This window comes from Pseudomonas sp. FP453 (genome assembly GCF_030687495.1).
Lineage (GTDB): Bacteria > Pseudomonadota > Gammaproteobacteria > Pseudomonadales > Pseudomonadaceae > Aquipseudomonas.
Genome location: NZ_CP117435.1, coordinates 3,938,571 through 3,961,608, shown reverse-complemented (window position 1 = coordinate 3,961,608; position 23,038 = coordinate 3,938,571). Strand labels below are relative to the sequence as shown.

Genomic DNA, 23,038 nt, shown 5'->3' with positions numbered 1-23,038 from the left:
GTTTTCCTATTGGGTTGAGTGAAACTTCCTAAAAGTGATAGTTTGTTTTTTTTAGTGAGACTTGAAAGTATTTCTAGAAAAACTATCTTGTTCGGGCGAGGTGCCGTTCACCATGAGGTGAGTGATGAGCTACTACCCATTATCTAAACCGTTTTTGGTTGGCTGCCCTTTTTATTAAGGAACAATTGAAGGAGCCCATTGCACTGTTTTGGATTTTCATCTCTCCTGTGGTGACCTTCTACTTGATCAGTTACGCGAGAGCCCCACTGAGCGAGGTGCCTGGTAGTTATCTTTCAAGTACTTCTTGGTTCTATTCTTTCGTTTCTTCGAGTGTGGCCCTGTTTGGCCTGGCGTTTTACATTGTCGGGCGTAGGGAGAGCGGGTTTCTGCGGTCATTTGTGTACACGCGCCAGACAAAGACAGTTTTTATTGTTGGGCAGTTTTTAGCCTATTCCGCGATGTCGGTTCTTTATTGTTCGGCGTTTTATATATTTACTCGCGCCTATTTTGGTGTGATGAGTTTTGCTGAGCAGGTTGTGGTCGTGGGTCGGTTTTATATTTGTTTTTTGTTGTTTTCCACGCCTGCGCTTTTATTGACGCTGATCCCTATGGGCTTTCAAAACACGAGCACCGTATTTTCAATATTGTCCTTCATGATGCTTGCACTGGGAATTATCAGTCTGGGGCAAAATCCCTTGCTTGGAACGTTCGCGCATTTAAACCCTATGTGGTGGGCCAACCAGATTATGCAATTTGGCGTAGCTGAGTCCTTGCCCGTAGTCGTGGTCATTGTTGTTTTGTTTACGTGTTCATTTTGCATAACGTTGCGTTTTTTACGTGTGAATCCGGTATGGAGTCGCTACTGATGAAACAGTTGATCGTGAATTCCCTCGATGTCAGTTATGCGCGTCACGTGTTGTTTCGTGGTGCTTCGTTGCAGGTCGATGCAGGCGCGATCTCTGGTTTGTTGGGGCCTAATGGATCAGGCAAGACCACTTTTTTTGATGTGCTCTGTGGTCTGAAAAAAGCGCAGGGCGGCGTTGTAAGCAGTTCGTTTTCGAAGCTGCTCTACCTGTCGCAAATCATCAGTACGCCGGCGGTGTTTCGCATGTTTGATATTTTCAAAATGGCGATGATTTTTTGCGCTGACACGCGCATGACGCAACGGCACGCGCTGGAAAAAATCGACAAGTGGAGCCCAGGCATTGCAGAACGTTATGGTGAAATCTGGAACAAGAAATCGTCCCTTTGCAGCTATGGGGAAAAACGTTGGTTTTTCACGTTGTCGCTGCTCTGCGCGAATGCGGATCTTGTGGTTTTGGATGAACCCACGGCAGGTGTAGACCCCGAATTTCGCTACCACATTTGGAAATGCCTGGAGGGCGCGGCGGCGGAGGGGGTCGCGGTGCTGGTTTCATCCCATAACGTTGATGAAGTCATCACTCATTGCGATGACTTCTACATGCTCAGCCAGCAGCGTTTTAATCGCTTTACCGATGCCCAAGGCTTTATGGCCGCGTATGGCGCCAGCAGTTTGGATGAAGCTTTTATTCATGCTGCCAGCTTGCCCAAGGGGTAGGGCGTTCGGCTTTATTGACGTGCCGGCACGTACGCCACACTGCCCTCCTGACGCACCTTGAACAACCGTTCCCCATTGTCCGGTTGCGTGACGATTACCTGGTGATCCGCACCCAGATACGCCAACGGCGTCGGGTCGTCCCTGGTGAATTGCGCGACGATGATCGTGTGTTGGGGATCGAAGTGCTGGCCGCTGGTTTTTTCCAGCCAGGCGATGAACGCGGCGCTGTTGCCCTGGCGTGGGAAGTCCTGGTTTTCGGCGACGTAGTAGAAGGGTTTGCCGCCGTTTTGCAGGTACATCGGCAGTTTGTTGTCGGCTTCCACCAGCACGATTTGCCATTGGTTCCAGGGCGCGCTTTTGACGGCTTCGGCGCGCACATCGTCGGCGAAGCGGGTCACGCCGCCGTTGCCGTTGGTCCAGGGATAGGCCACGCCGAGTATCAGCAGCAACAGGCTGGCGGCGAGGGCGAAACCTATGCGCCAGCGCGGGCGTGCGGCGGGTTTTTTCAGCAGGTATTCGTGCAGCCACCAGGCGCCGAGCAGTTGGGCAAAGGGCACCAGGGGCAGCACGTAGTAGCTGCGTCGGCTGCCACTGGCGGTGAAGAACACAAACAGCAGGCCCAGGCCCCACACCAGCCAGCGCACGTTGGGTGGCGTGGGGCGCCAGTGACGCACGGCCAGCCACAGGCCGAGCAACCAGCAGGGCGTCCATGGCAGGGTGTAGGCGGGCAGGTAGATCAGGTAGGTGTAGATCGGCCCCATATGGTCGAAAGGGTCGAAGAAGCGCACCACGTTTTCCCGGAACACCAGGGCCAGGCCGCTTTGGCCGTAGGTCGGTGTGCCGTAGAAGTGCGACAACACGAAGGGCACCGCATACACCGCGGCGGCAATCAGCAGCGCCAGCAGCAGGCGCAGATTGAGGTGGCGTTTGTAGCGCTGTTCGCTGAGCAGATGGGGCAACAACACCAGGCCCGGCAGCACGAAGCCGATCAAGCCCTTGAACAACGATGTCAGCGCCAGCAGCAGGAAAAACACCGTGTAGCGCCCCAGCCGTGTGTCTTCCGGGCCGCGCCAATACCACCACACCGCCGCCAGCACGCCGCACACCGTGAGCACATCCGCCGTGGCGACCCGTGCCCAGAACATGAAGTAGAAGGTAGTGGCGAGCATCCAGCCGGCAATCAGGCCGCTGCCCTTGTGCAGCAGGCGCTCGCCGATCAGGTAGACCAGCCACACGCTCAGCCACGCGGCGAGCACCGAGGGCAGGCGCAGCGACCACGGGCCAAGGCCGCCCAGCACATGCGCGAGGCCGGTGATTAGCCAATAGGAGGGCAGGGGCTTGTCGTAATAGGGCTGGCCCTTGAGGTAAGGGTCGAAGTAGTCGCCGGTTTGCAGCATGTGCAAGGCGATGTCGGCCCAGCGGGTTTCCGGGCCCCACAGGTCACGGCCGCCGAGGCCCGGCAAGAGCATCAGCGCGGTGACGGCCAGCAGTAGCAGCAGGGCGCGGTGTTGGACTGGGATTAGTCGGGTCATGGCAGTTTCGGGTAGATGATCAATTGCAGGTAACCCTTGTCATAGCGGGTGCCGCCGGGGGGCAGTTGGCCGACTTGACGCATCTCGCTGCTGCTGCCGGCGCGTACCAGCACGCCCACCGAACCTTTCTGGCGCGCGTCTTTCAGCCAGCCTTGCACTTGCTCCAGGCTGATTTTGCGCTGCACGCTGTCCGGGTATTGCAGGCCGTAGCGCAGCTCGCCTTCGGTTTCGTACAAGCCCACTTCCGGCCGTTGCAGGCGCCAGGCCAGGGCGCTGGCGCTTTCCAGTTCGTTGCTGAGCAGGGCGCTGGTTTGCTTGAGCTCGTCGAGGTGTTCAAGGACAAACTGGTCGGGCATCTCGTTGTCGGTCACCTGGGCCGGCATGCTTGCTGGCAACAGGATCACCAGCAAACCAATGCCCAGTACCGGCATCGCCCACAGCGTCTGCGGGCGAAACGCTTGCAGCAGGTTGGTGAGGATCCAGCCCAGCAGCACGATAAAGATCAACGACAGGCTGAACATCTCCGCATGGCTGTTGCCGTACGGCGGCCTGCTGATTTGCAGGTAGATCAGCGCGACCATCGCCGCCATGCCGATGGCAAAGTTGAGCAGGCCGTTGATAGAGATCGCGCGGGATTTGCCTTGTTGCAGCAGTTCGGTCAATGCGTGGCCCATCAACAGCGCCAGGGGCAGCAGGCACGGCATGATGTAGGTCGGCAGCTTGCCGTTGCTCAGGCTGAAAAAGAACAGCGGCAACAGCATCCACAAGGCCAGGAAGGCGATCGCCGGCTGGCGCCGTTGTTGCCACATCTTCGCCAGCGTGGCCGGCAGCATCCCCGCCCAGGGCAGGCACGCCACCACCATGATCGGCAGGAAGAACCACCATGGCCGTGCGTGTTGTGCGGTGGCGGAGGTAAAGCGGCGCACGTGTTCGTTCCAGAAGAAGAACCGCCAGTAGTCCGGCTCTTGCACATGAATCGCCCACACCCACGGCAGGCACAGCAGCAGTGCGACGGCCACGGCCAGCGGGCCATAACGCAGCAACTCACCCAGGCGGCGCTGCCAGAGCATATACGGCAGGGCAATCAGCACCGGCAGGGCCAGGGCGAGGAAACCCTTGGTCATGAAACCCATGGCGCAGGCCACGCCCAACACCGTCCACGAGATCAGGCGGCCACGGGTGGTGGGGCTGTCGAGGGCAAACCACAACGCGACGAGGCTGAGGTTGACCCAGAAGGTGAATTGCGGATCAAGGTTGGAATAACCCGCTTGCCCGGCAACCAGGCCAAAGCTCAGGTAGAGCAGGGCGCTGGCGAAGCTTTTGCGCGGGTCGTGCCACATGCGGCGCGCGATCAGGTAAGCCAGCCAGACGCTCAGCGCCGTGGTCAAGGCCGAGGCGATGCGCACACCGAACAGGTTCTGGCCAAACACCGCCTGGCCGAGGGCGATCAACCAATAGCCGGCGGCCGGTTTTTCGAAGTAGCGCACGCCCATGAAGTGCGGGGTGACCCAGTTGCCGCTCAGCAGCATTTCCTGGCTGATCTGGGCGTAGCGGGTTTCATCCGGGATCCACAGACCGTGCAGGCCCAGGGGCAACAGATAAAACGCGGCGAAGGCCAGCAACAGCAGATGCAGGGGTTTAAAGCGAATCATGAAAACGTCGCTCCTTGACGTTCGATGGAGGGAAGTTGAGACATGAAAGTCATAGCGCAAACCATCGAAGTTTCCACTAAGTTATTGAAAGTGTTCATGACATCCTTAACTAACAGGCACAACCAAACATGCCAGAAGATGGCTGTCGTTTGGCTGAACATGGTGAAGTGTTAGAACTGCTTGAGTGCGTTGGGCCAGTTCTGATTGTTGACGATGCCCAATACTTTGAACTTGGCGTTGGGCAACACCTGCACGAACAATGAACTGCCGTATTGCGGGAAGGTGGCGTGGGGGAAACCCAGGCTCTTCTCGAAGTCGGCGATGCAGCCGCTGTGAGTGACGAATACCAGGTTGCGTCCCGGGACCTTGTGGCTGAGCAATTCTTCACCCATGGCCGTGCCGCAAACGGCCCGCTCGCCGGACGTAAACTCGCTTTTGCCAAACATGAAACGCACGGTCTGGGCGGTACGGATGGCCGGGCTGGCCAACACGTCGCTGCCGGCCATGCCCAGCGCAGCAAAGGCTTTGCCGAGTTTTTCAGCTTGTTGGCTGCCACTGACCGTCAGCCCTTCGACCGGGCCCAGGCACGGGTTGGACGAGCGGTCGCAGCGCTCTTCATGGCGTACCAGCACGATCACGTCACCGTCACGCCACAGCGGCATCACCTGTGAGGTCAGCAGGCGATTGCCGACGCCCAGATCCCGTGGCGACGCAGGCCACAGCAGGCTGCAACCGAGCAGCAAACCCACTACGCCAATCCCCAGCCAAATCCTGCGCAGGCGCTTGAAAAAGGCCCGGGGCGAGCGCGGTTTGGTCAGGGTAAGGTCAACCACTTCATTCACCATGGGCACCGTCGGTAATGTTGTACGAGTTAGGCGCAATGGCTTTGGCGAGTGCCCTTAGTGAAGCGCGAGGCTGTCACAGGGCCGCTGTCTTTTCGCTGAACGCGTTGCGGTTATAAAGTTGCCCGGTGAGCAACTAACAAGTTGCCGACCGGTGACACTTGGCCGGTAATGTAGAGAACGGCGGGTGGGCAACCGGTGAAATCCATGTGAAAAATTTGCGTGGGCGTGCCAACCAGCCGTTATCCTCGGTTGCAGTCCATTGGTGAGTGCTCCCATGTTGCAGGTGCAAGGTGTCTTTAAAAGCTACGCCACCCCGCAAGGCCCGCTGGCGGTGCTGGCGGGTGTGGATCTGCACCTGGCAGCGCGCAGCAGCCTGGCGCTGATGGGCGAATCCGGCAGTGGCAAGAGCACCTTGCTGCACCTGGTGGCCGGCCTGGATCGGCTGGATGGCGGCACCATCGCGGTGGGCGAGCAGCGCCTGGATCAACTCAATGAAGCCCAACTCGCCCATTGGCGGCGCACGCAGATTGGCCTGGTGTTCCAGCAGTTCAACCTGATCGGCAGTTTGCGCGTGGACGACAACCTGGCCTTCCAGGCGCGTTTGGCGGGGCGCTTCGATGCGCACTGGCAGGCGCATCTGGTGGAGCGCCTGGGCCTGGGGGACTTGCTCAAGCGTTATCCCGAACAGCTCTCCGGTGGCCAGCAGCAAAGGGTCGCGGTCGGCCGGGCGCTGGCCTCGCGCCCGGCGCTGTTGTTGGCCGATGAGCCCACCGGCAACCTCGATGAAGCCACCAGCGATGACGTCCTGCAATTGCTCCTGGACCTGTTGCGCGACAGCCCCACCAGCCTGTTGATGGTCACCCACAGCCCGCGCCTCGCCGCGCGCCTGGATCGCCAGGTGGTGCTGCATCGCGGGCATGTCGTGCCTGCGGGCGCCGTGTGAGATGGCGGTGTTTTACTGGGCGTTGCGCGCGCTGCTGAGCCATTGGCGGCGCCATCCGGTGCAGTTTTTCAGTGTGCTCACCGGGTTGTGGCTGGCCACGGCGTTGCTCACCGGGGTGCAGGCCCTGAACAGTCAGGCGCGGGACAGTTACGCCCGCGCCAGCCAATTGATCGGCGGTGAACCCCAGGCCAGCCTCAGTGCGCCGGACGGGGCCAGTTTCCCCCAGGCGCTGTTTGCCCAGTTGCGCCGGGCCGGCTGGCCGGTGTCACCGGTGGTGCAGGGGCGGGTGCAACTACAAGGCCATGCCGATACGCGTTTGCAACTGATGGGGATCGAGCCGGTGTCGCTGCCGGGTAGCGGCGCGGTGGCGGGGCAGCGTTTGAGCCAGGCACAGATGCTCGCGTTTTTTGCGCCGCCGGGGCGTACCTGGATTGCTCCGCAGACCTTGCAGGCCCTGGGGCTGCGTGAGGGGGAGGAGCCGCTGACGTTGAGCGGCCACCCATTGCCACCCCTGCAAGCCCAAGCGGACATGGCGCCCGGCGTGCTGCTCACCGATATCGGCTTTGCCCAGCCGCTGCTGGACATGCCCGGTCGCCTGTCGCGCTTGCTGGTGGACAAGACCTATGCGGCACGCCATCCCACGCCACCGGATGGCTTGCAGTTGAAGCAGGGCGAGGACAACAACCTGTCGCGCCTCACCGAAAGCTTCCACCTGAACCTCGATGCCCTGGGTTTTCTGTCCTTTGTGGTCGGGCTGTTTATCGTGCACGCCGCCATCGGCCTGGCCCTGGAACAACGTCGCGGCCTGCTGCGCACCTTGCGCGCCTGTGGGGTCAGCGCGCGGTTGTTGATCCTCAGTCTGGGGGTGGAGTTGGGCGTGCTGGCCTTGCTCGGCGGTGTGCTTGGCGTTGCCAGCGGCTACCTGCTGGCCAGCCTGTTGCTGCCGGATGTGGCCGCCAGCCTGCGTGGCCTCTACGGCGCCGAGGTTCCCGGCCAGCTGAGCCTGAGCCCAGGTTGGTGGGCTGCCGGGTTGGGGTTGAGCCTGCTCGGCGCGCTGCTCGCTGGCGCCAACAGCCTGTGGCGGGCGGCGCGCTTGCCATTGCTGGCGTTGGCCAACGCCCAGGCCTGGCATGAAGCCCATGGGCGCTGGTTGCGCCGCCAGGGCTGGGTGGCGGCCGCTGCACTGCTGATCGCGTTGCTGGCCTTGCTGTTGGGCGACAGCCTGGCCGCCGGCTTTGTGCTGATGGCAACGTTGTTGCTGGGCGCAGCACTGGGTCTGCCGGTGATGCTCAACGGGCTGCTCAAGGCGGTGCTGGGGCGCAGCCGCTCGGTGCTCGGCCAATGGTTCCTCGCCGATTGCCGCCAACAACTGCCGGCCCTGAGCCTGGCGCTGATGGCGTTGCTGTTGGCGCTGGCGGCGAATATCGGCGCGGGCTCCATGACTTCGGGTTTTCGCCAGACCTTCACCCACTGGCTGGAGCAGCGCCTGACGGCCGAGCTGTACCTCAATCCGCAAAATTCCCAGCAGTCGGCGCAACTGCAAACCTGGCTGCAGGTACAACCGCTGGTGCAGACCGTGCTGCCCACGTGGCAGGTGGCGGTGCAACTGCAAGGCTGGCCGGCGGATCTGTTTGGCGTGGTCGATGATCCCACTTATCGCCAGCATTGGCCGTTGCTGGAGTCGGCGCGCGAACCCTGGGACCAGTTGCTCAACGGCGACACAGTGATGCTCAGCGAGCAACTGGCGCGACGCCTGGACGTACAGTTGGGCGACACGCTGGCCATCCCTACGCCGCAGGGGGCGTGGGCGCCGCAGGTGGTGGGGATCTACGCCGACTACGGCAATCCCAAGGGCCACCTGCTGGTCAATGCCCGGCACCTGCTGGCGCACTGGCCAACGCTGTCACCCGCGCGTTTCAACTTGCGGGTGCAACCGCAGGATGTGCCGGCGCTGGTGGCTGACGTGCAGCGGGTGTTTGCCCTGGAAGACAGCCGCATCGTCGATCAACAGCAGCTCAAAGGCTGGTCCAGCCAAGTGTTCGAACGCACCTTTGCCGCCACTGCCGCCCTCAACAGCCTGACCCTCGGCGTCGCCGGCGTGGCCTTGTTTATCAGCCTGTTGAGCCAAAGCCAGAGCCGCCTTGGCCAACTCGCACCGCTGTGGGCGCTGGGGGTGACGCGCCGGCAATTGATGCTGCTGAACCTGGGGCAGACCTGGCTGCTGGCCGCGCTCACGCTGATCCTCGCATTGCCCCTGGGCCTGCTGCTGGCGTGGTGCCTGGATGCGGTGATCAACGTGCAGGCGTTTGGTTGGCGCCTGCCGTTGCAGGTGTTCCCGTGGCAGCTTGCGCAATTGTTGGGCCTGGCGCTGTTGGCGACGTTGCTGGCGTCGGCCTGGCCGTTGTGGCAGCTGTACCGCAGCCGCCCGGCGGATTTGTTGAGGACCTTTGCCCATGAAGATTAAGCCGCTGCTGGGGGCGCTGCTGTTGCTGTTGAGTGGGTGCGATAAAGCCCCTGCGCCTGAAGAAAGCTTCGCCGGCCTCGGCAGCGCGGCGGCGGATTTTGCCCAGGTGGTGCCGGGCAAGGTGTTCAGTTTTCCTGAGGACCATGGCCCTCACGATGGTTTTCGCATCGAGTGGTGGTACGTCACTGCGAATCTCAAGGACGCCCAAGGCAACCTGTTTGGTGTGCAATGGACGCTGTTTCGCAACGCCCTCCAGGCCGGGCCGACGCAATCTGGCTGGCGCGATTCGACGGTGTGGCTGGGCCACGCGGCCGTCACCTCGGCCACGCATCACTACGCCGCCGAACGCTACGCCCGTGGCGGCGTCGGCCAGGCGGGCGCGCAGGCGGTGCCGTTCAACGCCTGGATCGACGACTGGAACTTCGCCTCCCGCCCTGGCGCCGCGAGCCCGTTGGCGGACATGCAACTTACGGCCAGCGGCGCACAGTTCGCCTATGACTTGCACCTGACGTCCAGCCGCCCCTTGGTGCTGCAAGGTGCGCAGGGCTACAGCCGCAAGTCCGACCAGGGGCAGGCGTCGTACTACTACAGCCAGCCGTTTTTCAGCGCCACGGGCAGCGTGCGTATCGACGGCACTACCTATCAGGTCAGCGGCCCGGCGTGGCTGGACCGCGAATGGAGCAGCCAACCCCTCGCCGCCAATCAGAGCGGGTGGGACTGGTTTTCCCTGCACCTGGACCGCGGCGAACAACTGATGTTGTTTCGCGTGCGCCAGCAGGACGGCCCGGGTTACCTCACCGGCACCTGGATCGATCAGCAGGGCCACACCCAGACCTTGCACAACGCTGATATCCAGTTGATGCCCTTGGCCACCACCGACATCGACGGACGTAAAATCCCTACGCGCTGGTCGCTGAAAATCCCTGGCAAACAGCTGGATATCACGACCGAGGCGGTCAACCCGAATGCCTGGATGAACCTGAGCATTCCCTACTGGGAAGGGCCGGTGCGGTTCGACGGTGGGGTGGGTTACCTGGAAATGACCGGCTATTAGGTGAATGCCGCTCAGCCAAGACAGGACCCGGGCTGGCAATCACCTGTGGCGTTACGGGTTTCGAGTGGTATCTGTAAGCAGTGTTTCTTCGACTATGTAGGCAACTTCCCAAACTGATTTTTGACCCCCTCGGGCTTGTGTCCGGGGCGGGAGCGCTTGCTTATATTTCGACGCCATCTCCAGTGGATTCGGGATGTGGGGCATGGCGCAGGGCTATATCAACATTGCTGGACACCCAGGTGCGCGGGGCGGTGCGGTTTGGCACGGGGTTGCGTGGGAATCAGTCGTTGAAGAACGTGCTGGGAATTTCCACCAAGAGCTATTTGCACAAGGGCGAGATCGATGGGTATGCCAAGCGCATGGCGGCGATTGCGCGGGCGTCGAAGTGGTTGGGGAAGGGCACGTATGTGGGGTTGGCGATGGATGTGGGCGTTGCGGGGTTGAAGATCAAGGAGGCGTGTGTGGGGGGGCGGGATGCGCAGTATCGTGTTGGCGGTAGGTTTGAAAGAGCGCAGCGGGCTGGCCTGTGGAATTATTGGCGGTGCAGCAGGAGGGTATGCAGGAGGCTCTTTGTTTGGCGAAGGCGGTGCCTTTCTGGGTGGGAAGATCATAGAAGCCGAGGGGAAATTCATCTTTGAGCCGGAGGGAGCATGACAATGTCATTTTTTCTCGGTTACACCATCGTGTTAATGGCTGGGGTTTTCGTCATCTGGGGACTGATGCTCTTCGCGAAATATAGAAAACTCGACGAGCTGGAAAGCTACTTCAATGAAAACGAAAAGGTTCGTAGACATAAGCGTTTTTGGGGAAGAAACCAGCCTATAGACAAGTCTCAGCGTATGGGCCTGATGGTCGATTTTTTATCCGACTCAAAGTACTTTGTGAAGGCAGGCCTCGTGACCGAAGCCGAACTGGCATCTGTTCCTCTCGCCCTCAAACGCTGGGCGCTGTGGCCCCACCGCTTAGCGGTGATCTGGTTTTTTGCATCCGTCATCTGGTCCATCTGGCACAACTGGTGACTCACTCCCCCACAATCGCCACCCCCAACGCCACCCGCGCCATCCCCGTCCCCTTCAACGACCCCAGGTACAGCCACTCCCCATATTCCCGCGCCGTAGTGATCGGCGAGTAATTCCCCGCGCTGCCATCCTGCAAGTTCGCAATCACCTTGCCCTCGACATCCAGCCCCAACACAAACGCCCTGTGCTCGATCGGCTTGGGCACCACCATCAACGCCCGCACCATCACCTTGCGCAGCATCGGGTACCCGGCAAAGCTATCCAGCAGCGGATTGCGCGGCGAATACAGCGCCACCCAGAAACGATCCCGGCCATTGAAACTGAGGTTGTCCGGCAAGCCCGGCAGGTTGTCGATAAACAGGTCATGGCTGCCGGCACGTTCGCCCTTGAGCCAGTAGCGGCTGATGCGATAAGCACCGGTTTCATTCACCAGCACGTAGTCTTCGTCCGGGCCCAGGGCCACGCCGTTGGCGAATTGCAGATGTTCCAGCAACACCTCGGTGCTGGCGTTGCTGAAGTCATAGCGCAGCAGCCGACCGTCGCCGCCGTGTTCGATCACCGCTTCGCCATCCTGGCCGTAACCCCAGCGGCTCGACGCATCGCTGAAATACGCGTAGCGCCCACTGGCATCCACGGTCACGTCATCGGTAAAGCCGAAGGGCACGCCGTTGGCCGTGGTGCTCAGGGTCGTGAGTTGGCGGTTGGCATCCATCGCGAGCAGGCCCTTGAGCGCGTCGGCAATGATCAAGCGCCCATCCGGGTGCAGCGCCAGGCCCAGGGGGCGCCCACCGGTGTTGGCCAGCACTTCCAGGGTGTCGCTGCCCGGCGCGGTGCGGATGATGCGCCCGTCATGCAGCCCGCTGAGCAGGAAACCCTCGGCATCCAGCACCAGCGCTTCGGGCCCGGCGATGCCCTGGGCGCCGGTTTTTTCTACGCCCTTGAGGCGGTGGTTTGCGGCGTAGGGCCCGTGCGTCATCGACGGCGCCTCTGGCGGCGCCCAGTTCACCGGTTGCACCTTGGTGGGCATCAGCAACAGAAAGGCCACCACCGCCAACAGCAGCACAAAGAGCAGATGACGCAGTTTTCGTGAGCGGGTACGCATGCCGACTCCTGGCTTTTTTGATGGTGCTTGAGCGTAGTCCGGCTTGGAAAATCTGCTAGTTGCGTTTGTGTTTCAAAGTACTGGGTCCCAGCGTTGCGACCAGTCACTCTCGGCCTTGACCACACCACGCAACAACTCCAGCGCCTGCTGCAACACCGCGGAGTCCCGCGCTCGCGAATACACCAGGTAGGTGGGGAAACTGAACTCCGGCGCCTTTGGCACGCGGCGCATCAGGCCGCTGTCCAGGTAGCTCTGCACCACCCGCGTGCGGAAGTACCCGGCACCGCCGTTTTCGAGGATGTACTGCAAGGCCAATGGCCCTAGATTGAAACTCAACGCCGCACGCGCCTTGTCGGGCAGGGCGGCGTCATGCTGCTGGCGAAAGCCCGGGCCCCAGTCGATATACACGTAGGGCACCGGCTTGCTGACCAACTGCACTAGGATCAGTTTTTCTTCCAGCACCTGCTCCACCTGCAACCCCGGCCAGTATTGCGGTTGGAACACCAGCGCAGCGTCGAGTACCCCCAGTTCCAGTTGGCGCAGCAGGTACTCGCCCTCGCGCACTTCGGTGCGCAACGCATGCCCGGGGATATGCTCACGCAGCGCCTGGGCCCAGCCGAGCATCAAGGGATTGCACAGGCTGACCTCGCCGCCGATATGCAGCACATTGCGATAACCCTCGGGCAGCGGCAGGTCACGGCGCGCCGCTTCCCAGGTTTGCAGCAGCTGGTTGGCGTAGACCACGAAGGCTTCGCCGTCGGCGGTCAATCTGGCGCCGGCGCGGTTGCGGATGAAGAGGGTGCTGCCGAGCTGGCTCTCCAGGCTTTTGACCCGCGCGGTGATGGCGGTCTGGGTGACGTGCAGTTTCTCGGCCGCCGCGGCGAGGCTGCCGCAGCGGGTGATTTCGAGGAAGGTGCGTGCCAGTTCGATGTCCATGAAGCCCCCGGATAATGAATGGGGGCATTGTAGTGGTGTGGGCGCTGGCTTGCCTGCGATACAAGCCCCTCGGTGTTTCAGTCACACCCCGGTGATGCTATCGCAGGCAAGCCAGCTCACATTGATTGTCTTTTCACTCCCAACCACTCGGGTCGAGGCAGCGTGTGGACGGTGGCGGTTGCTTGCCATAGATCAGGAAGTCGCCGACCCATTGGTTCACGCAGCCGCTGGAGCCGGGCGTGACGGGTTCCCTGAGGTGCAGTTGGTCTACCAGCCGCGCGGTTGTCTCGCCGGGAGCGGTGTTGACCAGCACCATGCGCGCGACACGCTCGGGAAACAGCGTGGCGTAGCGATTGCCCAGGCGTGTGGCGTCGGCGCTGCCCAGGTAATGCAACTGAGGCTCGTCGAGTTGGGCGCGAACGAACTCCATGTCCCTGGCTGCGTGTTCGACCCCGTTCTCCTGGTTGAGGTCGCGGGACGTGAGTTCGATGACGTCGTAGCGATTGAGCAAAGTGCGATAGGCCTGGGTGGCATGGGCGCCCCAATTGCCCGCCAGGGAGATCGCGAAGGTACCGCTGTGATTGGCCTGGGGGCTGTTGCCGGGCTGGGCGAAGACCACGCCCTCGCGGCTCAGCGGGTCGCGGGCGCCAACGCGGGTCAGGTACAGGCGCAGGCTGCCTTGGCGGGGCGCCGCGTAATTGCGTGGCACGGTGACGATGGCGCACTGGGTGCGCTCCAGTACGTCGGGTTGCAGGTGGGCAAGGGCGGGGAGATGGCAGTCCAGCTGCCAGTCGATGGCGGTGGGACGGATCAGCGGCACGCCGTGGGCAAGGTTTGCCGCCAGCCACAGAGCTGCGCACATCAAGGTTTTTGCGACAGTCATCAAGAGGTCCCGGGCAGCCGTGAGATAGCGGCTTTTTTACCAAGGACCCGGGGTTGATGAATGTAGGTTGAGCAGGCGCCAGGTGTACGAAATTGGACTTTCGTTTATCAGATATCGGTTTTCCAACCGCCACCCAATGCCTTGTACAAGGCAATGCTGGCTTGTAGCCGAGACAGCCGCAGTTGCACGTTCAAGTCCTGGGCCGCGTACAGGGTGCGCTGGGTTTCGAGGACCGTCAGCAAGTCCTCGGCGCCCGCCTGGTAGCGGCTTTCGGCGATGCCGAAGGCGGTCTGCGCCTGCTGCAGTTCCTCGGTTTGCCATTGCCGTTGCTGGTCGAGGCGCGTGATGCTGCTGAGAGCCTTTTCCACATCGGCAAAGCCATTGATGATCGCGCCGCGATAGGTGTGCAGCAGCTCATCCTGGCGCGCGCGGGCCTTGTCACGCTCGGCGCTTAAACGGCCGTTGTTGAAGATCGGCGCCACCAGCCCGGAGGTCAGGGTGTAGAACGGGCTGCGCAGGATTTCGTTGGCCTTGTAGGCGCCACTGCCGAGGGTGGCGCCCAAGGTCACGGTGGGCAGCATGGCGGCGCGGGCGACCGTCACATCGGCGCTTGCCGCCGCCAGTTGCGCCTCGGCCTGGGCCAGGTCGGGGCGGCGGCTGAGCAACTGGCTCGGCACACCCGGGCCGATGCTCGGCCAGCTCAGCGTCTGGAATGCCTCGTTGCCCAGGTCCACGGTTTGCACCGGCTGGCCGAGCAGGGCGGCGAGGGTGATCTGGGATTCTTCGGCCAACTGCTGGATCAACGGCAATTGCCGCTGCTGGCTGGCCACCAGGCTTTTCTGCTGGGCCAGTTCCAGGGCGGTGGCGGAACCGGCGTTGTAGCGGGTCTGTACCAGGTCGAGCACGTTGCGCGCATTGGCCAGGTTGAGCTCGGCAATCTGTTGGCGCTGGCGCGCGGCGAGGGTTTGCGCGTAGCGGTCGGCGACGTTGCTGAGCAGGGTCAGCTCCACCGTGGCGCGGTCGAACTCGCTTGCGCGCAAGGTCTGTACCGCGCTGTCACGGGCGGCGGCGCGGCCGCCCCAGAAGTCCAATTCATAGCTGGCGGTGAGGTTGGCGTCGAAGCTGTTGACGGTGTTGTTGCTTTCGGTGGCATTGAGGTCGGAATTGCCGCTGCCGCGCAGCAGCCGTTCACGGCTGGCGGTGAGGTTGAAATTCACCTCGGGCAGCAGCGGCGCGCCGGCGATCACCGCGCTGGCCTGGGCCTGGCGCACGCGGGCCATGGCGGCGGCCACGTCAAAACTGTCGCGCCGCGCCTGGTCGATCAAGCGGTTGAGCTGCGGGCTGGCGAATTGCGTCCACCAACGGCTGTTGACGGCCTGCGCCGCATCCCGTTCGGCATATTGCCAGGCGGCGGGTGCGGCGATGCCGCTGTCTGTAGCGGGCGGCTGACCGGCACAGGCGCTGAGCAACAGGCACAGGCCGGGCAGGTAAAGGGAGGATTTATTCACTGGTCAACGCCTTAACCGGATCGAGCCGGGCAGCTTTACGGGCCGGCATAAAGCCGAAGATGACACCGGTGACCAGCGCACAGCCAAACGCGCCGAGCACCGCCACCAGGGAAAACTGCACCGCCACTTCGGCCAGCACCAGCACGCCACCCACCAGCAAGGCGAGGGCGATGCCGAACAGGCCGCCCACCACCGAAAGCATCACCGCCTCGGTGAGGAACTGGCGCAGGATGTCGCGCTGGCGCGCCCCGGTGGCCATGCGGATACCGATTTCACGGGTGCGTTCGCGCACGGTCATCAGCATGATGTTCATCACGCCAATGCCGCCCACCAGCAGCGAGATCGCGGCAATCGAACCAAGCATCAGCGACAGCGTGTTCTGCGTGCGCGCCTCGGCCTGGATCATCGCGGCGTTGTTGGTCAACTGGTAGTCGCGCTTGCCGTTGTGCAGCTTGAGCATCAACTGGTCGATGGCCTGTTCAGCCTCGTGGACCTTGCGCGCATCGGCGGCGGCAATCGCCACGTATTCCGGGTTGTAGGTACCGAACAGGCGCACGCTGGCGGCGGTGTAGGGGATGGCGACGCGGTCGTCGCTGTCCTTGTTGCCAGAGCTGGAGCCCTTTTCCGCGAGCACGCCGATCACCTGGAACGGCACGTTTTCGATGAGGATGTATTGGCCGATGGGCGTCGGCACGTCCTTGAACAGTTTCTCGCGGATACGATGACCGATCACCGCAACGGTGGCGCCGGCGCGTTCATCCGCCTCGGTGAAGTAACTGCCCTCGACCACTGGCCAGTTGAAGATGTCCGGGAAATTGATGTCGTTGCCGCCCACATACGCCAGGTAGTCGAGGTTGCCAAAGCGAATCCCCGCGTCGCTGCCGTTGACCGGCATGATGCGCTTGACCTGCGGCAACGCCGCCAGCGCCGCCACATCGTTGAGGGTGACGATGCCCAACGGCGTGCGCGGGTTGGGCGAGGAACCGCTGAGGTAAATGATGTTGGAGCCAAACGCGCCCATCTGTGCCATGACCTGGCGCTTGCTGCCTTCGCCCACCGCGAGCATCACCACCACCGAGGCCACGCCGATGATGATCCCCAGCAAGGTCAGGGCGGTGCGGAACTTGTTGATCCACATCACCCGCCAGGCGGCCTGCACCGCGTCCACCAGTTCGGCTTTCCAGGCGCCGTTGTGCTCGGCGCCGTCGGCCAGGCGCTGGCGCAGGTCCACGGCTTGCAGGGCGTCGCTGTTGGCGATAGCCGGCACGTAGCTGGGATCGTTGGCCGAATCGCTGATGATCAGGCCGTCGCGGATCTCGATGATGCGGTTGGCCCGCGCCGCCACTTCGCGGTCGTGGGTGATCAGGATGACCACGTGGCCCTGGCTAGCCAGCTCGTCGAGCAGGATCATCACCTCGGCGCCGCTGTGGCTGTCGAGGGCGCCGGTGGGTTCGTCGGCGAGGATGATATGGCCGCCGTTCATCAGCGCGCGGGCAATCGATACGCGTTGCTGCTGGCCGCCGGAAAGCTGGTGCGGGCGATTGGCCGTGCGGTCGGCCAGGCCCAGGCGCGTGAGCAGGGCCTTGGCGCGGGCGTGGCGCTCAGTGGCGCTGATGCCGGCGTAGATGGCCGGCATCTCGACGTTTTCCTGGGCCGAGCCCGACGGGATCAGGTGGTAGCCCTGGAACACAAACCCGAAGGCTTCCCGGCGCAGCCAGGCCAGCGCGTCGCCGTCCAGGTGGGCGACATTTTCCCCGGCGAACAGGTAGTCGCCTGCGGTGGGGCGGTCGAGGCAGCCGAGGATATTCATCAGCGTCGACTTGCCAGAGCCGGACGCGCCGACAATCGCGACAAACTCGCCGGCGTGGATCGACAGGTCGATGCCGCGCAACACATCGACCTGCGGGCTGTCGCCGCCGCCGTAGGATTTGCGGATGTTCTTGAGTTCGATCAGGGGCGTGGCCAACTCAACCCCCGTTGCCGTCAGCCGGGCCGATCAGCAGGTGATCGCCTTCGTTCAAGCCTTGCAGCACCTCGACGCGCAGGCGGTCGCTGATGCCCAGGCGCACTTCACGTTCCTCGATGCTGCCGTTCTTGGCGACCACGCGAGCGATCTGCGTGTCGGCGTTGTGGCTGCCTTGCAGCGCGGCCACCGGGGCGGTGAGGGCGTCCTTGACCTGGCTGGCGACAAAAAACACCTGGGCGGTCATCTCGGCCATCAGCGTGTTGTCGGTGTTGTCCACGTCCAGCAGCACGGTGTACAGCACCACGCGGCCGGTGCCGGTCTTGCCGGCGCTGCTCGGGCTGCCGCTGCCTTGGGTTTCGTTCAGGGGCTTGGGCGGGATCGGCAGGATCTGCCGCACCGTGCTGGTCCAGCGCCGGTTGCCGCCGCTGAGGGTGGTGAAATACGCGGTCATCCCCGGTTTGACGTGGCCGATATCGGCTTCCGAGACTTCGGCCCACACGGTCATCGGCGACAGCTTGGCGATGCGCAGGATCAGCGGGGTCTGCTGCTGGTTGTTGAGGGTCTGGCCGACACGGGCGTCCACCGCGACCACGGTGCCGTCCATGGGCGCATAGATGCGCGTGTAGCCCAACTCGGCCTCGTCGCTGCGCAGGCGGGCCTGGGCTTCGAGGATCTGCGCCTGGAACATCGCGACCCGCGCCTGGGTGGCGCTCAGTTCGGCCTTGGCGGTTTGCACGTCTTCTTCGCGGGTCGCGTTGCCGGCTTCCAGGCGTTGCTGGCGCTGGTGCTTCTGCTGCGCCAGGGCGTGCAGGGCTTTTTGTTCCTGCAACTGCGCCTTGAGGTTTTCGATGGCGTATCGGCTGGCGTCGAGCTTGGCTTTTTGCGTGGACGGGTCGATTTCCACCAGCAACTGGCCTTCCTTGACGTGGTCGCCGGCCTCGACGTGGATCTTCTGGATCTGCCCGGACGCCTGGGCGCCCACGTCCACATAGCGGCGCGGTTGCAGGGTGCCCAGGGCGGTGACGCTGTTTTCAATGTTGCCGCGGGTCACGGTGACGGTGGCCAGGGTGTCGCGGCCCGGAGGCAACACCTGCCAGGCCGCAACGCCGAGCAGGGGAATCAGGCACGCGATCACCAGCAGCGCGCGTCGGGCAGGTCGAGAGCGTTTCATGCTTGGGTTCCAGCCGGGGAATATCGGAGCGCAGTTGCGCAGAGCTGACAGTTAAACGAGGAAATTGCACGGGGATTTAGGCGGTTACACAAACGGTTACGCCTCCATTGCGTAAAAAAATCGTCCATTGATACGAGACTGCTTTAAAAGTAGATGAGAATTACTATAAATTGCACGCACTCAAACTGCCATCATCGTTTGGGAATCTTTCTTACAGCGCACAAGGATCGGATCCTGCCTCTCCAGGCGGTCGGGAGTCATGTTGGAAAACTACTATCGTGAGCTGGTGTGTTTCCTCAACGCCAAGCTGGGCAACCGTCAGGTGGCCGAAGATGTGGTGCATGACGCTTATGTGCGGGTGCTGGAGCGCTCCAGCGACACGCCGATCGAGCAACCCCGCGCGTTTTTGTACCGCACCGCGCTGAACCTGGTGATCGACGGGCACCGGCGCAACGCGGCGCGCCAGAACGAACCCCTGGAAGTGCTGGACGCCGAAGAGCGCTTCTCCACCTATTCGCCCCACGCCAGCCACGACCACAGCCAGCGCCTGGCCATGGTCGAGCGCGCCCTGGCGGAACTGCCGGCGGCCTGCCGCGACAGTTTCCTGCTGCGCAAGCTCGATGGCCTGTCCCACCCGCAAATCGCTGATCGCCTGGGCATTTCCCGCAGTCTCGTGGAAAAGCACATCGTCAACGCGATGAAGCACTGCCGGGTGCGGATGCGCGAGTGGGAAGGGTACTGATCGGCAATCCGTTAAATTTTATTTCACTGTCCTCGTTTCCTATCAACACACGACCTGTTGTGCAGGTCATGAAAGGTATTCCCGCCCCACCGCCAAGGGGCTTATCCAGAGGACACTGGAATGACACAGGCAATTGCTTCGCCCGCGGTTCACGACCTGATCGGTATCGGTTTCGGCCCTTCGAACCTGGCGCTGGCCATCGCCCTCCAGGAGCGCGAGAAAGCCCAGGGCAAACTGGACGTGCTGTTTCTCGACAAGCAAGCCGACTACCGCTGGCACGGCAATACCCTGGTGACCCAGAGTGAACTGCAGATTTCCTTCCTCAAGGACCTGGTCACCCTGCGCAACCCCACCAGCCCGTATTCCTTCGTCAATTACCTGAAAGCCCACGACCGTTTGGTGGATTTCATCAACCTGGGCACCTTTTATCCGTGCCGCATGGAGTACAACGACTACCTGCGCTGGGTCGCCGGGCAGTTCCAGGCCCAGGCCCATTACGGCGAGGAAGTGCTGGCCATCGAGCCGATCCTGCATCAACAACAGGTTGAAGCGCTGCGCGTGATCTCCCGCGATGCGCTGGGCGAACAGCATGTGCGCACCACCCGTTCGGTGGTGGTCAGCGCCGGTGGCACGCCGCGCATTCCCGAGGCGTTCAAGGCACTCAAGGGCGACAGCCGGGTGTTCCACCACTCCCAATACCTGGAACGCATGGCCCAGCAGCCGTGCGTCGACGGCAAGGCGATGCGCATCGCGATCATCGGCGGCGGGCAGAGCGCGGCCGAGGCGTTTATCGACCTCAACGACAGCTTTCCGTCGGTGCAAGTCGACATGATCCTGCGCGGTTCGGCGCTCAAGCCGGCGGATGACAGCCCGTTCGTCAATGAAGTGTTCTCGCCGGCCTTCACCGACTTGGTGTTCCAGCAAGTCGGCGCCGAGCGCGAGCGCCTGGTGGCCGAGTACCAGAACACCAACTATTCGGTGGTGGACCTGGACCTGATCGAACGCATCTACGGCATCTTCTATCGCCAGAAAGTCTCCGGCATCGCCCGCCAGGCGTTCCGCACCATGACCGTGGTGGAGAAAGCCACGCCAGGCCCGCTGGGCATCGAGCTGGCGCTGCGCAACAACGCCAACGGCGAAACCAGCGTGAGCCATTACGACGCGGTGATCCTCGCCACCGGCTACGAGCGCCAGACCCACCGCGCCCTGCTGGCGCCGCTGGAAGCCTATATGGGCGACTTCGAAGTGGCCCGCGACTACCGCATCGTCACTGACGAGCGTTGCAAGGCCGGCATCTACATCCAGGGTTTCAGCCAGGCCAGCCATGGTTTGAGCGATACGTTGCTGTCGGTACTGCCGATTCGCGCGGATGAGATTGCAGCGTCGCTGTATGAGCATGACCGCAGCCGGGGCAAGGGGCGTTCGGTGCAGGACCTGCTACTCGCTACTGCGAGCTGACAAGCTGCACTTGTGACAGGGTGGGCTGGCTGATACTGTACAAAAAACCAGTATCGGTAGCCCTCCATGCAGTTGATCGAAAAACTCAGCATCCTTGCCGACGCCGCCAAGTACGACGCGTCCTGCGCCAGCAGCGGCGCGCCCAAGCGCAGCTCCGAGGGCAAGGCCGGGCTGGGCTCCACCGATGGCATGGGCATCTGCCACAGCTACACGCCGGACGGGCGCTGCGTATCGTTGCTCAAGGTGTTGCTCACCAACTTCTGTCTCTACGACTGCCAATACTGCGTCAACCGCCGCTCCAGCGACGTGCCCCGTGCGCGCTTCAGCCCGGAGGAGGTGGTCAGCCTGACCCTGGATTTCTACCGGCGCAATTGCGTCAGCGGGCTGTTTCTCAGCTCCGGCATCATCCGCTCGTCCGACTACACCATGGAGCAGTTGGTGCGCGTGGCCAAGCTGCTGCGTGAAGAACATGACTTTCGCGGCTATATCCACCTCAAGACCATTCCCGATGCCGACCCGGCGCTGATTGCCGAGGCCGGGCGTTATGCCGACCGATTGAGTGTGAACCTTGAATTGCCCACCGAGGCCAGCCTGCAAACCTTGGCGCCGGAAAAAACCGTCGTCTCGATCAAGCAGGCCATGCAGACCATCTACACCGGCGAACAGACGGTGCTCAATGAGCCACGCGCGCCGCGTTTCGCCCCGGCCGGGCAAAGCACCCAATTGATCATTGGCGCCGACGACACCGACGACAGCACCATCCTCCACGGTGCCGAGGCGTTGTACGGCAGTTTCAAGCTGCGCCGCGTGTACTACTCGGCGTTCAGCCCCATCCCCAACAGCCCGAAAAGCGTGCCGCTCGCCGCGCCGCCGCTGATGCGCGAGCACCGCTTGTACCAGGCCGACTTCCTGTTGCGCAGCTACGGCTTCAGCGCCAACGAACTGTTTGCAGGCCCCGGCCACCTGGCGCTGGATATCGACCCCAAGCTGGCCTGGGCGCTGGAACACCGCGACGTGTTCCCGTTGGACCTGAACCGCGCCGAACCGACCCTGATCGCGCGCATTCCTGGCATCGGCCTGCGCACCACCCAGCGCCTGGTGGACCTGCGCCGCGAACGCAAGATCCGCTTCGAAGACCTGGCGCGCATGCGCTGCGTACTGGCCAAGGCCAAGCCGTTTTTCATCACCAGCGACTACCACCCGCAACAGGCAGAGAGCACCAGCGTGCTGTTGCGCGAACAACTGCGCGACCGCCCGCAACCGCAGCAAATGGGGCTGTGGGGATGATCAGCCTGGAATGCGACAACCTCTTCAGCACCTGGCGCGAACAGGCGCGCTGGCTGCTCAGCCATCAGGTCGATCCCAGCCAGGTGAGCTGGGGCGAGGCCGAGGTGGCGGACCTGTTTGCCACCGATGTGGCGATCCCGGAAGGGCTGGGGCCGTTCCAGACGCGGGTGCCGAAGGCGTTGCTGGAATTGCTGGAATCGGCCGCCTGTTATCACGGCGAGCAGCGTTGGAGCCTGTTGTATGAAGTGCTGTGGCGCGTCAGTCATGGCGACCGTACGGCGATGTTGGCGGGGGACAAATTGGGCAGCGAGTTGCAGCGGCGGATCAAGCAGGTCCACCGCGAGGCGCATCACCTGCATGCGTTTGTGCGGTTTATTGCGTTGCCCCCGGAAGCGGGCGCCGAGTTGCCGGAGTATGTGGCGTGGCATGAGCCGGCCCACGATATCCTGCGGTCTGCGAGCGAGCATTTTGTCGGGCGCATGGGCCGCCATCGCTGGATGATCGCCACGCCGTTGGACGGGGTGTATTACGACGGAGAGCAGCTCATTCATCAGCGTGAGTGCCCCGAGGCGTGGCGGCAGTTGGCGCAGAATGTCGAGGACCCCCACAGCGCGATGTGGTTGACCTACTACAGCCATATCTTCAATCCGGCGCGGTTGAATCCCAAGGTGATGGAAGGGCACTTGCCGAGCCGGTTCTGGAAGAACCTGCCGGAGGGCAAGTTGATCCCGGGGTTGATCAGCGAGGCGCGGACGGGGAAGCAGAAGGATGGGCAGGCCAGGCTGATTGGCGCCAAACCGGGTAAAAGAATTGCGAACCCGATCAATGTGGGAGCTGGCTTGCCTGCGATGGCGGTGGGCCAGTTAAATCAGGTGTGACTGATATACCGCTATCGCA

Annotated in this window: 18 protein-coding genes and 2 pseudogenes; 11 read left to right on the top strand and 9 right to left on the bottom strand. The window is 62.5% G+C overall.

What is annotated here, in order from left to right; genetic code table 11:
• Positions 1-124 precede the first annotated feature (124 nt).
• Together PSH87_RS17765 and PSH87_RS17760 are read left to right on the top strand one after the other, a co-directional pair.
• Positions 125-866: pseudogene (locus PSH87_RS17765) on the top strand (ABC transporter permease).
• Positions 866-1,579 carry an AAA family ATPase gene (locus PSH87_RS17760; protein WP_017735495.1) on the top strand — a complete coding sequence of 238 codons (714 nt, stop codon included), beginning with the start codon at positions 866-868 and terminating at the stop codon, positions 1,577-1,579. Before PSH87_RS17765 ends, PSH87_RS17760 begins: the two are co-directional and overlap by 1 nt.
• Positions 1,580-1,590: 11 nt before the next feature.
• Here the strand turns inward: PSH87_RS17760 and PSH87_RS17755 are convergent, their stop codons facing one another.
• The 3 genes from PSH87_RS17755 to PSH87_RS17745 all read right to left on the bottom strand — a co-directional run bounded on the left by PSH87_RS17755 (position 1,591) and on the right by PSH87_RS17745 (position 5,608).
• Positions 1,591-3,111, bottom strand: a complete 1,521-nt coding sequence (locus PSH87_RS17755) for a glycosyltransferase family 39 protein (protein WP_305430472.1) — start codon at positions 3,109-3,111, stop codon at positions 1,591-1,593.
• Positions 3,108-4,763, bottom strand: a complete 1,656-nt coding sequence (gene arnT / locus PSH87_RS17750; protein ID WP_305430471.1) for a lipid IV(A) 4-amino-4-deoxy-L-arabinosyltransferase — start codon at positions 4,761-4,763, stop codon at positions 3,108-3,110. Before arnT ends, PSH87_RS17755 begins: the two co-directional genes overlap by 4 nt.
• A 170-nt stretch (positions 4,764-4,933) precedes the next feature.
• Positions 4,934-5,608 (bottom strand): histidine phosphatase family protein, encoded by a 675-nt coding sequence (locus tag PSH87_RS17745; protein WP_305430470.1) that lies wholly within the window; start codon positions 5,606-5,608, stop codon positions 4,934-4,936.
• A gap of 274 nt (positions 5,609-5,882) precedes the next feature.
• Between PSH87_RS17745 and PSH87_RS17740 the strand changes: the two genes are divergently transcribed.
• The 5 genes and pseudogenes from PSH87_RS17740 to PSH87_RS17720 all read left to right on the top strand — a co-directional run bounded on the left by PSH87_RS17740 (position 5,883) and on the right by PSH87_RS17720 (position 11,088).
• Positions 5,883-6,551, top strand: a complete 669-nt coding sequence (locus PSH87_RS17740) for an ABC transporter ATP-binding protein (protein ID WP_305430468.1) — start codon at positions 5,883-5,885, stop codon at positions 6,549-6,551.
• Position 6,552: 1 nt separating this feature from the next.
• Positions 6,553-9,015 (top strand): ABC transporter permease, encoded by a 2,463-nt coding sequence (locus tag PSH87_RS17735; protein ID WP_305430467.1) that lies wholly within the window; start codon positions 6,553-6,555, stop codon positions 9,013-9,015.
• Positions 9,005-10,069: a lipocalin-like domain-containing protein gene (locus tag PSH87_RS17730; protein ID WP_305430465.1), complete on the top strand. Its 1,065-nt coding sequence runs from the start codon at positions 9,005-9,007 to the stop codon at positions 10,067-10,069. Before PSH87_RS17735 ends, PSH87_RS17730 begins: the two co-directional genes overlap by 11 nt.
• A gap of 224 nt (positions 10,070-10,293) precedes the next feature.
• Positions 10,294-10,723 (top strand): annotated as a pseudogene (locus PSH87_RS17725) (hypothetical protein); the annotation flags it as partial.
• Positions 10,724-10,725: 2 nt separating this feature from the next.
• Complete coding sequence (locus tag PSH87_RS17720) at positions 10,726-11,088, top strand: hypothetical protein (protein WP_026136626.1); 363 nt, start codon at positions 10,726-10,728, stop codon at positions 11,086-11,088.
• A gap of 1 nt (position 11,089) precedes the next feature.
• On the opposite strand, the gene PSH87_RS17715 is transcribed toward PSH87_RS17720, so the two are convergent.
• From PSH87_RS17715 to PSH87_RS17690, 6 genes are all read right to left on the bottom strand, one after another.
• Positions 11,090-12,190 (bottom strand): SMP-30/gluconolactonase/LRE family protein, encoded by a 1,101-nt coding sequence (locus PSH87_RS17715; RefSeq protein WP_305430462.1) that lies wholly within the window; start codon positions 12,188-12,190, stop codon positions 11,090-11,092.
• Positions 12,191-12,262: 72 nt separating this feature from the next.
• Entirely contained in the window at positions 12,263-13,126 is an 864-nt protein-coding gene (locus tag PSH87_RS17710; RefSeq protein ID WP_017735485.1) for a LysR family transcriptional regulator, read from the bottom strand.
• Between the two features lie 133 nt (positions 13,127-13,259).
• Positions 13,260-14,009, bottom strand: coding sequence for an alpha/beta fold hydrolase (locus tag PSH87_RS17705; RefSeq protein ID WP_305430461.1), 750 nt, complete (start codon positions 14,007-14,009; stop codon positions 13,260-13,262).
• A gap of 107 nt (positions 14,010-14,116) precedes the next feature.
• Entirely contained in the window at positions 14,117-15,517 is a 1,401-nt protein-coding gene (locus tag PSH87_RS17700) for an efflux transporter outer membrane subunit (RefSeq protein WP_305430460.1), read from the bottom strand.
• Positions 15,510-17,483 (bottom strand): MacB family efflux pump subunit, encoded by a 1,974-nt coding sequence (locus tag PSH87_RS17695; protein WP_017735482.1) that lies wholly within the window; start codon positions 17,481-17,483, stop codon positions 15,510-15,512. The genes PSH87_RS17700 and PSH87_RS17695 overlap by 8 nt, the downstream gene beginning before the upstream one ends.
• Position 17,484: 1 nt before the next feature.
• The gene (locus tag PSH87_RS17690; protein ID WP_017735481.1) at positions 17,485-18,654 is read right to left on the bottom strand and encodes an efflux RND transporter periplasmic adaptor subunit; all 1,170 of its coding nucleotides are present in this window, start codon (positions 18,652-18,654) and stop codon (positions 17,485-17,487) included.
• 259 nt (positions 18,655-18,913) lie between these two features.
• Between PSH87_RS17690 and PSH87_RS17685 the strand changes: the two genes are divergently transcribed.
• From PSH87_RS17685 to PSH87_RS17670, 4 genes are all read left to right on the top strand, one after another.
• On the top strand, positions 18,914-19,396 hold the full coding sequence (locus PSH87_RS17685) for a sigma-70 family RNA polymerase sigma factor (protein WP_305430459.1): 483 nt from the start codon (positions 18,914-18,916) through the stop codon (positions 19,394-19,396).
• Positions 19,397-19,516: 120 nt separating this feature from the next.
• Positions 19,517-20,854 carry a lysine N(6)-hydroxylase/L-ornithine N(5)-oxygenase family protein gene (locus tag PSH87_RS17680; protein ID WP_017735479.1) on the top strand — a complete coding sequence of 446 codons (1,338 nt, stop codon included), beginning with the start codon at positions 19,517-19,519 and terminating at the stop codon, positions 20,852-20,854.
• Positions 20,855-20,920: 66 nt separating this feature from the next.
• Positions 20,921-22,141: a putative DNA modification/repair radical SAM protein gene (locus tag PSH87_RS17675; protein WP_305430458.1), complete on the top strand. Its 1,221-nt coding sequence runs from the start codon at positions 20,921-20,923 to the stop codon at positions 22,139-22,141.
• Entirely contained in the window at positions 22,138-23,019 is an 882-nt protein-coding gene (locus PSH87_RS17670) for a TIGR03915 family putative DNA repair protein (RefSeq protein WP_017735477.1), read from the top strand. Before PSH87_RS17675 ends, PSH87_RS17670 begins: the two co-directional genes overlap by 4 nt.
• Positions 23,020-23,038: the final 19 nt, after the last annotated feature.